13 protein-coding genes are annotated in these 13,634 nt (G+C 59.4%); 3 read left to right on the top strand and 10 right to left on the bottom strand.

The window, feature by feature from the left end; all coding sequences use genetic code 11:
- Positions 1-57: 57 nt before the first annotated feature.
- A complete protein-coding gene (locus K6301_RS23070) occupies positions 58-957 on the bottom strand; it encodes a ferric iron reductase (protein WP_247221169.1) in 900 nt (299 codons plus the stop codon).
- Between the two features lie 279 nt (positions 958-1,236).
- Between K6301_RS23070 and K6301_RS23065 the strand changes: the two genes are divergently transcribed.
- The 3 genes from K6301_RS23065 (at position 1,237) to K6301_RS23055 (ending at position 3,649) form a co-directional block, all read left to right on the top strand.
- The gene (locus K6301_RS23065; protein ID WP_425475417.1) at positions 1,237-1,560 is read left to right on the top strand and encodes a hypothetical protein; all 324 of its coding nucleotides are present in this window, start codon (positions 1,237-1,239) and stop codon (positions 1,558-1,560) included.
- A gap of 449 nt (positions 1,561-2,009) precedes the next feature.
- Positions 2,010-2,357, top strand: a complete 348-nt coding sequence (locus K6301_RS23060) for a helix-turn-helix domain-containing protein (RefSeq protein ID WP_247221168.1) — start codon at positions 2,010-2,012, stop codon at positions 2,355-2,357.
- Positions 2,357-3,649 (top strand): type II toxin-antitoxin system HipA family toxin, encoded by a 1,293-nt coding sequence (locus tag K6301_RS23055; protein ID WP_247221167.1) that lies wholly within the window; start codon positions 2,357-2,359, stop codon positions 3,647-3,649. Before K6301_RS23060 ends, K6301_RS23055 begins: the two co-directional genes overlap by 1 nt.
- A gap of 433 nt (positions 3,650-4,082) precedes the next feature.
- Here K6301_RS23055 and K6301_RS23050 read toward each other — a convergent pair whose 3' ends face one another.
- From K6301_RS23050 to K6301_RS23010, 9 genes are all read right to left on the bottom strand, one after another.
- The gene (locus K6301_RS23050; protein WP_247221166.1) at positions 4,083-5,528 is read right to left on the bottom strand and encodes an aldehyde dehydrogenase family protein; all 1,446 of its coding nucleotides are present in this window, start codon (positions 5,526-5,528) and stop codon (positions 4,083-4,085) included.
- Positions 5,529-5,582: 54 nt separating this feature from the next.
- On the bottom strand, positions 5,583-6,344 hold the full coding sequence (locus K6301_RS23045) for an SDR family NAD(P)-dependent oxidoreductase (RefSeq protein ID WP_247221165.1): 762 nt from the start codon (positions 6,342-6,344) through the stop codon (positions 5,583-5,585).
- 25 nt (positions 6,345-6,369) lie between these two features.
- The gene (locus tag K6301_RS23040) at positions 6,370-7,329 is read right to left on the bottom strand and encodes a carbohydrate kinase family protein (RefSeq protein WP_247221164.1); all 960 of its coding nucleotides are present in this window, start codon (positions 7,327-7,329) and stop codon (positions 6,370-6,372) included.
- A gap of 19 nt (positions 7,330-7,348) precedes the next feature.
- Positions 7,349-8,335 (bottom strand): ABC transporter permease, encoded by a 987-nt coding sequence (locus tag K6301_RS23035; protein WP_247221163.1) that lies wholly within the window; start codon positions 8,333-8,335, stop codon positions 7,349-7,351.
- Between the two features lie 2 nt (positions 8,336-8,337).
- A complete protein-coding gene (locus tag K6301_RS23030; RefSeq protein WP_247221162.1) occupies positions 8,338-9,369 on the bottom strand; it encodes an ABC transporter permease in 1,032 nt (343 codons plus the stop codon).
- Positions 9,366-10,889, bottom strand: a complete 1,524-nt coding sequence (locus K6301_RS23025; protein WP_247221161.1) for a sugar ABC transporter ATP-binding protein — start codon at positions 10,887-10,889, stop codon at positions 9,366-9,368. The genes K6301_RS23030 and K6301_RS23025 overlap by 4 nt, the downstream gene beginning before the upstream one ends.
- A gap of 67 nt (positions 10,890-10,956) precedes the next feature.
- Positions 10,957-11,985 (bottom strand): sugar ABC transporter substrate-binding protein, encoded by a 1,029-nt coding sequence (locus K6301_RS23020; protein WP_247221160.1) that lies wholly within the window; start codon positions 11,983-11,985, stop codon positions 10,957-10,959.
- An 89-nt stretch (positions 11,986-12,074) separates the two neighbouring features.
- Positions 12,075-12,734, bottom strand: coding sequence for an L-fuculose-phosphate aldolase (locus K6301_RS23015; RefSeq protein WP_247221159.1), 660 nt, complete (start codon positions 12,732-12,734; stop codon positions 12,075-12,077).
- An 8-nt stretch (positions 12,735-12,742) separates the two neighbouring features.
- Positions 12,743-13,516: an SDR family NAD(P)-dependent oxidoreductase gene (locus tag K6301_RS23010; RefSeq protein ID WP_247221158.1), complete on the bottom strand. Its 774-nt coding sequence runs from the start codon at positions 13,514-13,516 to the stop codon at positions 12,743-12,745.
- Positions 13,517-13,634 lie beyond the last annotated feature (118 nt).

Below are 13,634 nucleotides of genomic sequence, written 5' to 3'. Positions count from 1 at the left end.
TCTTTAAAGTCGGATGCCGTCAGCTTTCCGACACGCTGTTGCCCTGAAACATCATCTTCATGTTGGCTGTCCAGCCGTCAGCAAGGCGACGTGTCTGCGCATGGTATCGAGCAGCTCGGCGTCGCGTATTTCCGGCTTTTTCAGAACGCAGGTCGAGCATAGCGCGCCCTCCGCGACAGTGTAGTACCGACAGCAGCCACCCCTTGCCCGAAACGTCCAGGAGCCGATCGGCTTGCAGTTATCATCGTGCAAGGTCAGATCGAAGAAATGTAATTGCTTGTTATAAAGCGGCGAACCCGTGTGTTTGACCACGCGCATGGCGTCTTGCCGCGCTTGACCGCGGCAGTTGAGCTGTCGGCCGACCTCCAGCCATCGTCCGGCGACAGCGTCGGCGACCAGCCGCCACAGAGCAGGGCGGCCTAGACCGGACCTTTTCACCAGGACCTCGATCAACGCTGAAAAATGATTTTCGATGGCGATCCGGAAGGCATCGCAAAGCTCTTCTCGGCCAGAAAGAAGCGTCGCATCCGGATGATGACCAAGAGACAGTCTATCCGTCGAAAAACGATGGGAAAGGTAGCGGATATCGGCGCGACGAACGTCATGAACCTCGCCGTCGTGATCATGCCGGTCGTCGAACATCCGCAACGCAATGCGTTCAGGCGTCAGATCCGGCACGATACCCGACGCGGCGACAAGCGGGATCGTCGCCAACATGAAGACATAGCAGTAATCGATCATCACCAAGGCGGCACATGTCTTGTCGTCCATATGGCTGTGATGCGAGCGTTCATAATTCATGAAGGCGTCGATGGCAGCGGCATCGTCAAAAAACGCACGCGCCGTCGTCCAACTCTCCTCCATGCCCCCGCATTCCACACGGAATTCGGACCAGAAAGGGGACTGGGCGCTCAAAGCCTCTTCCAGAGGATGATGGTCCTGATCGAAAAAACTCAAATACCGCTGTCCCAGCTATCGAACGCGCCCCGCATGTTAAAGAATGTGAGACAGGTCCATTCCCAACATGACGTGTTTCCTATGCATAACGTTTGCCGGCGAGTGTTACCCTCACGTGGGAAATCTACGAACGACAGCAGCAGCGAGCTTGTGTTTGGCACTCGGCAGGATGCAACACGTCCCCAGTGTCGAAGTGCATTATCGTTTGTTTTTGTTTCTACATAGAGAACGGGCCGAGTCATCGACGAAAACAGTGAAAATCACGCGCCGGACCGCTCAGTGCCACCTGACAGCACGACGATTTCCTTTGATGTTTCTGCGGTCACGACGCCGGCCGACCTCCCCTCTCGCCGAAGCCAACGCCCGCTACCGCTCCATCTGAAGGACCTGATCGATCGTGCCCGCGGCTATGTCGAAGCGGCGAGCTTGGCAAGCACACATCGCGCCTATGCGGCAGACTGGAAGCACTTTACCGCCTGGTGCCGACGGCAGACCTTTCTACCCCCACACCCGCAGGTCTTCGGGCTTTACATCACCGCTTGCGCGTCCGGCACGGCCGAGCAAGGCGGCAAGCTTAACAGTGTCTCCACCATCCTTGGATGAACGCTGGACTGTTGCGAATCATGGCCTGACAATGCCCCGCCAATCACAATTGGAGGCCCTTGGGCGCGAGTTATGGATGAGAATTTGCAAAAGCTCTCTCTATGCCCCCACGCTAAACAAACACGCGCAACCGCGGGTCCCAAGGCGGAGCCGGGATAAAACAATCGGCGCCGATATCAGCTATGTTTTAGGGGAAAATCGACCAGATTTACCCGGAGATCATTGATGCCGCGGGGAGGCGTACCGCGCCAATCAGTGGCACGACCCGGGCCGGCGCCAGCTTGGACACCAAGCGCCCAAAGACGGCGATCGTTCTATGGGCGTTCAGCCGCGGAGAACGTGAGCGGAATTCCGTACAGTTGTAAAATATATTGCGGAATTCCGCTCGCATGTGTAAAAGGACCATACGCGGAATTCCGCACTATTTTCATAAAAGAGCGACATTCCGCATGAGTATCGGCGTTTTCCAGTTATTGGGCGAACAATTGCTCGCAGCTCGTAAAAAGCGTGGCCTGAGCCAGCCGGCGCTCGCCGAGAGACTCGGGAGGAATCGTGCACGTATATCGGAGCTGGAACGAGACTTGGCCAACAATCGCTTAGGCAGGGACCGTTTAACTCTGTTTGCCGAACTGTGCGATACGCTTGATCTTGTCCCCGTGCTGATCCCGAGATCGCGCATGGAAAGCATGCGGCAGCTGGTCGATGACATCCCCGCTCCAAGACATTCGACCGATGTTCCAAGAGCGTTCGACGAGCTCTTCATCGACCTCGACGACGATGAGTCAAAGGACCAGTAATGGCGAAAGCAGCTGCGGTTCTTGGCGTCTTCATGCTCGATGAAGAAGGAGCGTCCGTTAGGACCGGGACCCTGACGCGCGACGCCGATGGTGCGGTGTCGTTCGTTGTTGCGGAAGGCTTTCTGCGGAATGCGACTAGGCCAATCCTCAGTCTTGGCTGGTATGATCCCGATTCCGACCAAGGGACACGCGAAAGGCTCGCCTCGCGTGGAGACAAAATCGGACTACACGGGAGGTTGCCGCCCTGGTTTTCCGGGCTTCTGCCGGAAGGAGCCCTGCGCGACCTAGTGATGACGGAAATGGGTCCGGGTGATCACGACGAATTCGACGTACTGACCCGCCTCGGAGCGGACTTGCCCGGTGCGATCTTCATTGTCCCTGAGACCGACATACCGGTGTCGGCAGGACCACTGGATTTCGGAGAGGTTTACGGCTTCAAGGCACCGCTTCCTGCAGGCGCGGTGAAGTTCTCGCTGGCAGGCGTCCAACTGAAATTTACCGGCAACGCGGATGGCGACCGTCTGACAGCCCCAGCCCGGGGAAAGACCGGTCGCTGCATCATCAAGCTGGGCAGCGAACGATTTCCCAATCTTCCCGAAGCAGAGTTTGCCGCTATGCAGATGGCAAGCGCCATAGGCGTTAGAACCGCGCCGTGCCGACTCGTCTCTCGCGACGCAATCCGTGACATACCAGCCGAATTCCTGCAGCACGGAGAAAACGTGCTTGTTGTGGAGAGGTTCGATAGGTCCTCTAATGGCCGCATCCACGTTGAAGACGCGGGCCAAATACTCGGCGCTGTAGGTGACCGAAAATATACGATGGGTACGACCGAGACAGTCATCAACATGGTTCGCCGTTTCAGTACTGATCACCGTGACGACGTTCTGGAAGCCGTCAGGCGCGTCGTTGCCGATGTGCTTCTAGGAAATGGCGACAATCATCTAAAGAATTGGTCCTTCTATTTCCCTCAGGCCGGCCAGGTTAGGCTATCGCCCGCTTATGATATTGTGCCGACCGTCCTGTATCTCCCGCAAGATGAGATGGCATTGCGCTTCGTGAGGACGCATAACTTCGATGCAGTCAACATGCATCGCTTCGAACGGGTGGCGAGCTTTATAAGGCTGGATCCAAAGCTCATTACGCGCGAAGTCGAGCGTGCCGTTCAACAAGCCTTGGAAACTTGGCCAAAGATTGCCCCTGGACTTTTGGGATCAACCTTTTCGGATCGGGTTCTAAGGCGGCTCAACACGTTGACGCTCGTCCATGAGGTCCGTCGGCGGATCCGACTATGATGGAGTCGCGATGATCTTCGTAGCAATGCCAGACACAGCTTCTCAGGTGTTGCCTGCCGTTGATTCAACCGCATGGAAGCGCCTTTACGACTTTACTCGCCGAGTGAGGCGCAAAATTCGTTTAATCAACTTCGTTCGAACAATAGGTTTGTAGCTGGCTGTGGCTCCGCTGGTCGACAAGTTTATTAATCCACCTGCAACGGCGGGTATGGTGCAGTCCACGGACTATCAGCTTCTCGAGCTCAGCAAAGGAGACTGCTCACACATCCTTCATGTGCGAATGTCTGGGCTGCATGGATTCTTGTGACCAAAATCTTGACCACGCCATGCTCGATCATGTCTTCAGCTTTTCTACCGATCATCATACTGCGCACGTTTGCGTTAGCGCTCAGAAGAAGCTGGCATTATCGAAGAGTCCGGTTCGACCGCGCCGCTAGGATGCTTTGGCAAGCGCATCATATCCTCCGATGGCCTTGATCTCAAGAAAATCTGCAAGACCGTACTCGCCGTGTTCGCGGCCATTGCCGGACTGCTTGAAGCCGCCGAATGGCGATGCGGCGTCCCAGTCGGCCTCGTTGATATAGACCATGCCAACTCGCAGCTGCCTTGCAATCCGCTGCGCCGCGGCACTGTCCTTGGTCTGGATGTAGCCGGCGAGACCATAGATCGTGTCGTTGGCAATGCGCACGGCATCGCTCTCGTCCGAATAGCCAAGGATCGACAGGACGGGGCCGAAAATCTCCTCGCGCGCGATCGTCATATCGGGCGTCACATGGGCAAAGACGGTCGGGCGCACATAGTAGCCGCGGTTAAGGCCCTGCGGACGGCCGGGACCACCCGCGACAAGGCGGGCGCCTTCGGTGATACCGCTTTCGATAAGCCGCTGAATACGCTCATATTGCTGACGGTTGACCACAGGGCCCTGTTCGGAGGCGGGATCGGTGGGCATGCCGACGCGGATCATGTCGGCCGTGCGAGCGGCGATATCGGCGGCTTCGTCCATCCTTTCATGGGGGACAAGCATACGGGTGGGTGCCTTACAGGCCTGACCGCAATTCGTGTAGCAGCCGTGTACGCCGCGAGCGACGGCCTCCTCAAAATCGGCATCCGGCAGGATGATATTGGACGACTTACCGCCAAGTTCCTGATGCACACGTTTAATCGTGTCGGCGGAGGCTTTTGCGACGGCGACGCCAGCTCGGGTCGAGCCGGTAATGGACATCATGTCAATATCAGGATGGCGCGACATAGCCTCGCCCACGACATGGCCCTCGCCGTTGATATAGTTGTAAACACCCGGCGGGAAGCCCGCCTCGTTCACCAGTTCACTGAAACGGATAGAGCTGAGCGGCGAATACTCGCTGGGCTTCACGACCATGGTACACCCTGCGGCCAGCGCCGGCACGACCTTCACGACGAGCTGGTTCATCGGCCAGTTCCAGGGCGTGATCAAACCGCAGACGCCGACAGCTTCGCGCGAGATCAGAACATCGCCTCTCAGCTCCTCGAACTGGTAGGTGCCCAAAACGTCGATGATGGTTTCGAGATGGGCGCGTCCAACCCACGCCTGGGCGGCCCGCGAGAAGCTGGCTGTCGTGCCCATTTCCTCGGTCATCATGGCAGCAATCTCATCGTAGTTCTCGTTATACAGTTCGAGAAGACGTTGCAGCAGGCGCCGGCGCTCAGCGGGCTTCGTCATCGAATAGGATGGAAATGCTGCCTTAGCAGCCGCGACGGCACGATCGACATCCACCGCATCGCCCATTGCGATCTCGCAGATCGGCTCCTCGGTGGCGGGGTTGATCAGGGTATGACGGCCGGTCCCGGCCGGATCTACCCAGGCACCGTCGATCAAGAACTTCAGAATATTCGCGTGCATGACAATCCTCGATGGAATTTGCGAGAGGGCGCGGTGATGCCGCGGGCCGCTTTGTCAGTGGAAGTAGATGCCGCCGCAGACATTCAGCGACTGACCGGTCACGAAGTCAGACTGGTTCGAGGCGAAGAAACGCACCGGGCCGATAATGTCCTCCGGATAGCCCAGGCGCTTAAGCGAGGCGACGGTCTCCCAATGGCGGACGGCTTCATCGCTTCCGAGATTGTTCTTACCCATCTCGGTCAGGATGATGCCCGGGCAAATGGCGTTGACGGTAATGCCGTCCATGCCGACTTCCTGCGCGAGGACACGCGTCAAGGTGATGACGGTGGACTTCGTCGCGGCGTAGTGTCCCTGGGTCGCGACGCCCTGGCGGCCGGCTATCGAAGCGATGTTAATGATGCGGCCGCTTTTCTTGGAGCGCATGTGGGGCAACACAGCCTGGCACATCAGAAGAACGCCCTTAGCATTGACGTCGAAATGCGCATCCCAGTCCTTCTCGCTGAGGTCTTCCAGCGTCGACGGTTTGAGGATGCCGGCATTGTTGACCAGCACATCAATGCCACCGGCCTCCGAAAGGATCGCCGCGACCGTCGTTTCGATTTCCGGCTTGGAGGTCACGTCGAGTTCATAAATGAAGGCCTTTCTGCCGGCAGCGCGGATTTCCGCCCCTGTCTCGTCGAGTGCCTTTCGCTGTGCGCCAAGATCGAGGATGGCGACGTCGTAGCCGAATTCGGCGAGGCCGACGGCGATGGCGCGGCCAATCCCTCTGCTTGCTCCGGTCACGACGGCAACGCTACCCGTTGGCTTGATCTGCATGGTATTCACTCCTGAAAGATAAGGGTCAAGCGGCGTTCTTGCGACGCGGGGGTAGGCTGTTCATGGCCTCGAAAGTATCGTCGAACGAGACGAGCCTGCCGTCCGAGCCGAGCCCCATGGCGACCTTTGCCGCAACGGCGGATGCAAAACGCGCTGCATCGCGAAGCTCCCAGCCCTTGATGATGCCGACGATGATGCCGGCGGTGAAACTGTCGCCGCAGCCGGTCGTGTCGGAAACCGGAATATCGAAGGCCGGAAGGGCGAAGTCATCACCCGTTTGCGGCGACACGTAGACGCCGTCGGCGCCCATGGTCAGGACGGCGTTCTTCACGCCGCGCGCCTTGTAGAAACGGGCGACTTCGCGGGCGTCGTGCGTGCCCGCCATTTCGCCGGCCTCCTCGATGCTCGGCACGAAGTAATCGATATAAGGCAAGCACGGCTCGACAAGCGCGAATGTCTCGGGGTTGGCCTGGATAAGATCGAAGGTGGTGATGCGGCCGAGCGCCTTTGCCTTTTTCAACAGATTCACCGTCGGCTCGCCGTCGAATGCCTTCAGAAGTCCGGTGCCTCCGACATGTACGACGCGGGCGTCGAGCGCAGCATCGATATCCGCATCAGCAACCGTGAAGACGGCCGCACTTCCCGGCACATGGAGGGCCGGGCGTTCGCCATTCGGCCGCACCGGCAAAATGGTTGCCGAGGTCTGGGTGGTTCCGTCGCGCTTTACGAGCCTGCAATCAACCCCGAACTTGACCATCTTGGCATGCAGAAAATCCCCCATCTCATCGTCGCCGACGGTGGTGACGGCCTGAGTCGAGAGGCCGAGTATGGCGCAATCGACGGCTGTGGCGCCGGCAGTGCCCGCCACGGTCATGCGGATTTCCTCGATATAGTCCGCACGGCCACCCTCCGGTATCCGGGTGACCGGACGTCCCAGAATATCCAGAACGTAGAAGCCGATCGAACTCACATCAAAACGTGCCATGGTCAAAGTCTCCGAAATGTCAGTGGCTGCGGCCGCGCAGGCCGAAGCTGAGCGCGAGGATAAGGAAGACGAGCACGCCAACGCCGACCTGCTGCCAGTAGAAGTTCCAGCCCACCAGAAGCAGGCCGTTCTTGACGATGGCAAGCAGTGCCACGCCGAGCAGCGTACCGATCACGGATGGTCGCCGTTCAGCACTGATCGTGGTACCGATAAAGGTGGCGCCAATCGCATCGAGCAGGAACGCATTGCCGGAAAGTGGCACATAGGAGCGGACCGTCGAGGACAGCAGGATACCGGCAACGCCGCACAGGATTGCGCAGGCGACATAGACCATTGACATGTTGAACAGAACTCGGATGCCCGAGTACCAGGCCACGCCAGGCTGCGCGCCGAAAGTTCGGACATAGCGTCCGAACACGGAGTGATGCAAGGCTGCATAAACGGCGCCAACGCCGACGGCGAGCACGATGAGCGGCATGGGAAGACCAAGGATGCGCGTGCGCACGATGGCGTTGAACACCGAAGCGAAATCGCCCGTGACCAGATAGATCGGTTGCCCGCCACCCGTCGCAATCTGCTGGACGCTCTGTCCGATGAAGAGCACACCAAGCGTGGCGAGGAATGGACTGATCTTCAGCCGCGTGATGAGAATGGCGTTTAGAACACCGACAGCGGCTGCTGCACATAGTCCGACCGCGACGCCGAACACGGCCCCATAGCCAGCAGCAAGCAGCATGATGAACACCATGCTCGCCATGTCCACTGAAACGCCGACGGACAGGTCGATGCCACCGGCCGTAATGACGATGGTCATGCCAAGCGCGACGATCGCCAGCATCACGACGTTGTTCAGGAGGACATTGTAGAGATTGGCACCGGTGAAGAAGGTTGGGCTTACCAGTGAGAACGCCACCAGAAGACCGATAAAGGCCAGGACGACGGCGTAGCGAGAGACCTTCTCCGCGGTGAACAGATTTTCGGCTCGTGATTTTGCCTGGGTGCTCATGATCAACGCTCCGAGGGTTTTGCAAAGGACGTGGCGGCAACGACCAGCAGGATCAGCGTTCCCTGCACACCGGTCACCCAGTAGCTGGACACGTTGAGCAGTTGAAAGCCGTTCGCGAGGAAGCCGATGAACAGAGTGCTGAGGATGGTGCCGCCGGCCGTGGGGACGAAGCGGCGGGAAAAAACCGTTCCAAGCAGCGCGGCCGCGATGATCGAAAGAAGGAGTTCACCCGTGCCTGGCGTGCTGGCACTGAGGCGCGAGACGAGGAGGATACTGCCGAGCCCGGCGCAAGCACCGGCGAAGAGATAGGTGCCGCCAACGTAGCCGCCGACATTGATGCCCGCCGCGCGCGCCGCCTCGGGATGCCCGCCGACGGCATAAAGCCTGAGCCCGGTACCTGTGAAATGCAGCAGCGCCACCATCAAAAGCGTGAAAAGAATAAGGCACCAGGCGAGTGTCGAAACCCCGAGGAAGGAGCCGACCGCGATGTTCATGGTGAAATCGGACGCCATTGACACGACGGTGTTCTGCGTCAGGATCAGTTCGGCGCCGGCAACGATGTTCATGACAGCAAGGGTCGCGAGCAACGGCAGAATGTTCAGCCACACGACAGCCACAGCGTTCAGAAACCCGACAAGAATGCCGGTTCCGACCGTCATCGCGAGCGTCACCGGCAGGGAGAAACCAGCTGCCGTGGAGACCGCGAGAACGGCTGCGCAAAAGCCGGTGTTGGCCGCTAGCGACAGGTCGATGCCGCCAGTCTGAACGTCGCTTCCTCCACCGATCACGACGACTGACATGCCAAAGGCAAGCACACCCAGCACGGCGGACTGCTCGACGACGTTGAGGATATTGTAGAAATTGAGGAAGCCCGGAGCCATAAGCGCAAAATAGATGAGAATGACAGCGAAGGTACCTATCGCGCCCAGCCGCACGAGCATTGTGCCGAGCGCCTTACGCCGCGCTACGCCAGCTGCAGCCGGGCTTTCCACTCCGCTCATCACCATTTCTCCGCTTGTTTGGGTCATGGTCATGCCGATGCCCTCCGCGCCGTGGTTCTTGCGCCGGAGGCTGCGGAAAGCAGCACGTCGCTGTCGAGTTCACCGGCCGCATATTCGTTGACGAGCTCACCGCGATAGATGACCAAAACACGGTCGCAAAAGCCCGCTAGCTCCAGAAGATCGGACGACATGAAGAGGATCGCGGCGCCTTCGGCGGCCAGCCGGTTCAGAAGCGTATAGATCTCCACCTTGGCGCCCACATCCACAGCCACCGTCGGCTCGTCGAGAATGTAAACCTTCGATTGGCAGCTCAGCCATTTCGCGAGCGCCACCTTTTGCTGGTTGCCGCCCGACAATGTCTTGACCAGAGCGTCGCGGTGCGGCGTCTTGATCGAAAGCTCCTTGATGAGACCATCGATCGACGCGTTCTCAGCAGAACGCGAGACGAAGCCGCCCTTGCTGTAGCGCGAGAGGCTGGCCAGCGAGATGTTTTCGCGGACCGACAGGCCGACGGCCACGCCGTGCGCGCGCCGGTCTTCCGGGACGAGCGCCACTTCGTTGGATACAGCCGAAACGGGGGAAGGGAAGTTTGCCGCCGTTCCATCGATCGTAACGGAGCCCCGGTCAGGGCGATCGAGACCGAACAGACACTGAATGAGTTCCTTGACCCCGGAGCCGAGAAGACCCGTCAGGCCGACGACCTCGCGCGCCTTCACATCGAAGGAAACATCGCTGAAATAGGGCGCCATGCCGAGACCCGAGACCTGCAGAACCGGCGCGCCGACTGTGCTGCGCTGGCGCGGAAACATCTCGCCGACATCCCGGTTGATCATCATGGCGACGATGTCATCGATTGCGGTCGAGCGCGGATCGACGACACCGACATCCGTGCCGTTGCGCATTACCGTCACGGCGTCGCACAGATCCTCGATCTCCTTCATGTAGTGCGAGATGAAGATGACGGCGATGCCGTCGTCCTTGAGACGACGCAGCACGCGAAACAGGCTGTCCACTTCCTTTTTCACGAGGGCGGCGGTCGGTTCGTCGAGCACGAGAACCGATGCCTTCTGCGCAAGCGCCCGCGTGATCTGGACAATCTTCTGCTGGGCCGTCGTCAGATCCTGCACCAGCATGCCCGGTGGAAGATCGAGGTCAAAATACTGCTTGAGCAGCGCAGATGCGCGCCGGGCCATTTCCCGATGGTTGACGAATGGACCGATCTTCGGTTCGTGGTTAAGAAAGATCGCCTCGGCGATCGTGGCGGTGGGCACCAACAGGCGATCCTGATGAATAAAATGCACACCCAGTCGCTCGACGCTTGCCGGCGTGAGCTTCGATACCGTCTCGCCATTGATACGGATCGTACCCGCGTCCGGCTTCAGAATGCCGGCCAGAACCTTGATGATGGTCGACTTGCCCGCGCCATTCTGTCCGACCAGCCCATGTATCGAGCCGCGCGAGACCTGAAGATCGGCCTCAATGAGCGCCTTCACGACGCCGAAGCTCTTGGATATGCCGCGCATGTCGATGGCGAGGTTTTCCTGAGATTCCATGGTGTCCTCCCGCGAATTTCAAGAGATTGCCGTGTCGCCGCGGTCGGCGGCACGGCGAGAGCGCGGCTCAGTTAGCCGTGCCTTCCTTCTTGGGGAGGAAAGGACCGGCCGTGTCCTTGGCGTTGTCCTTGGTAATCAGGACTGCCGGCACGAAGGTGAAGGGCGGAACATGCTCGCCTGCGAGATAACGCGCTGCGTTGCGGGCGGCCGAACGGCCGATCTCGTAAGGCTGCTGCGCGCCGACGGCACCTGCCGCGGAATCGGCGTTGGCAACCATTTCGACGACTTCGGGGCTGCCATCAATCGCGTAGGTCTTAATGCCCTTGCGGCCCGCAGCCTCGATCGCCTGCGTCGCACCGATCTGCGGAATGTCCCAGCATGCCCAGACCGCGGAAATATCGCCGTCGTTCGGATACTTGGTCAGCATATCCGTGACGTTGGAGTAAGCGCTCTGTACCGTGTTTGGAATGACATCGCGCAGTTCCGGCTCGATGATCTTCACTTCCGGATAGCTTTGGAGAACATATTTCAGCTGGTCATACCGGATTTTGCAGACCGGTACGCCATAGAAGCCGTTGAAGACGAGCACGTTGCCCTTGCCGCCCATGTCGGCAACCATCTGCAACGCCACTTCGGAAGCGAGCGAATAGTTGTTCGACGTGCTGTTGTTGAGCGAATGCGGCGTCGCGGTATCGACAGTGAAGAGTGGGATATCCGCATCGCGGATGCGCTTCAGCCACGGATTGAGAACATCCAGGTTACCGAGCATTTCGATAATGGCATCGGGCTTTTGCGCGATCAGCGTCTGGAGCTGTGAAACATGGGTCTGGTCGTTGCGCTTTGCATCGAGCGCGATCGGTTCGCCGCCCAGTGCCTTCACTTCATCGATGATGCCCTGATAGGCCATGAGGTCCCAGTGGTGGTCTGTACCGACCGCCGAGATGCCTATACGCTTGCCGGCAAGCGAAAGCTTTTCCGAGCCGGAGTCCTGCGCCTGGGATGCATTGCTCCAAACAACCGAACCGACCGCGACCGTCAGCATGGCGGCTGTCGCCTTGAAAAAGTTGCGGCGGCTCTTGTTCTTTCTGAGTGACATGGACGTTTCTCCTCCCGAGTGTTGTCCGAGTTTCGCCGGTGACCGGCCTTCTGCCCTGAGGGCAATGTGAGGCGCTCTAGGCGCCGAAATCAGTCCTTGTGTCCGTAGCTTCCCATTTTCTCCAGCACGTGCGCGATCTCCTCCTTGGACAGCAAGGGCGGCGTCCCGAGCTGCAGGGCGCCGTGAAACTGGCGCGCAAGCGTTTCCACCTCGAGGGACAACCAGAGTGCCTTAGAAAGCGTGTTTCCGACGGCGATGATGCCGTGATGGGCAAGAAGGCAGGCCTTACGTCCCTTGAGCGCCTCGACCGCATGTTCGGAAAGCTCCTGGCTGCCGAAGGTCGCATAGGGCGCGCAACGAATGTCGTCGCCGCCGGCAACGGCGATCATGTAGTGGATGGCCGGGATATCGAGTCCCATGATCGCGACAGTCGTGGAATAGGGCGGATGGGCGTGCACGACCGCATTGACGTCCGGCCGTGCAGCCATGATATCTCGGTGGAAACGCCACTCGCTGGAGGCCTGAAGCGGCCCCCTCGCGGTGCCATCCATCTCCAGCCTCACGATCGTTTCCGCCGTAAGCTTCTCATAGGGCGTGCTGGTCGGCGTGATCAGGATATAGTCCTCGTGGCGGACGCTGATATTGCCGGAGGTACCCTGATTAATTCCGAGCCGGTTCATCTCGAGGCACGCCTCGATGATAGACTGCCGCTTTTCAAACTCTGCTGCACTAAAGGTCGTCTGGTCCATGGATATGCTCACAATGCGGTGTAGCCGCCGTCCACCGACAGGATGGATCCGGTCACGTAGCTGGCAGCGGGAGAGGCGAGAAAAAGGATCGTCGACGCGATTTCGGACGGTTCGCCGCAACGCTTCATCGGCGTCATGTCCATCCAGACGTCGAACAGCTCGGGCCGCTCGCGCATCTTGAGGGTCATCTCCGTGCCGACATAACCGGGTGCGACCGCGTTGACACGCACGCCGCTGTCGACCCACTCGACCGCCAGCGCCTTTGTCAGCATGTGCACGGCACCCTTGCTTGCCATGTACGACGACGCCGACTGCGGTCGATTGATGATTTGGCCTGACATCGAGCCGAGATTGACGATGCTGCCCTGACGCTGCGCAACCATGTGCCGACCGAATGCCCGCGACGCCCAGAAGGTGCCGTTAACATTGACATCCATGACGAGGCGCCACTCTTCGTCGGTCACGTCGAGTGCAGAATGAAGCCGAGCGATGCCAGCACTGTTGATGAGAACGGTGACCTTGCCATGCGCGGCAACCACCGCGTCGGCGGCGGCATCGACGGCAGCGGGGTCCGTCACATTCACCACATGGGTGGAAATCTGGACGCCAAAGACCGCAAGCGCCTCTGCAGCTGCCGAAAGGGCATCGTCACCGAGATCCAACAGCGCAATGCCCGCCCCGCATGAGGCAAAAGCCTTCGCGGTTTCGAGACCTATGCCGCTGGCTCCGCCCGTGATGGCAACCACTTGGCCCGAAAAATCGAGCTGGTTTCGGTAATCCATTGCATCCTCCCGCATGTCCACGGTCACGGGTCAGGCGGTCGCAGGAACGCACCGTTCCCGCGTCATGACACTGATCAGCGATGTGATTTTTCTCGCAGGCGCTCCTCACGCCGTTGAA

The organism is Shinella oryzae (assembly GCF_023038235.1).
In the GTDB taxonomy this organism is placed as follows: domain Bacteria; phylum Pseudomonadota; class Alphaproteobacteria; order Rhizobiales; family Rhizobiaceae; genus Shinella; species Shinella sumterensis.
This window is presented reverse-complemented; position numbering and strand designations above follow the sequence as displayed.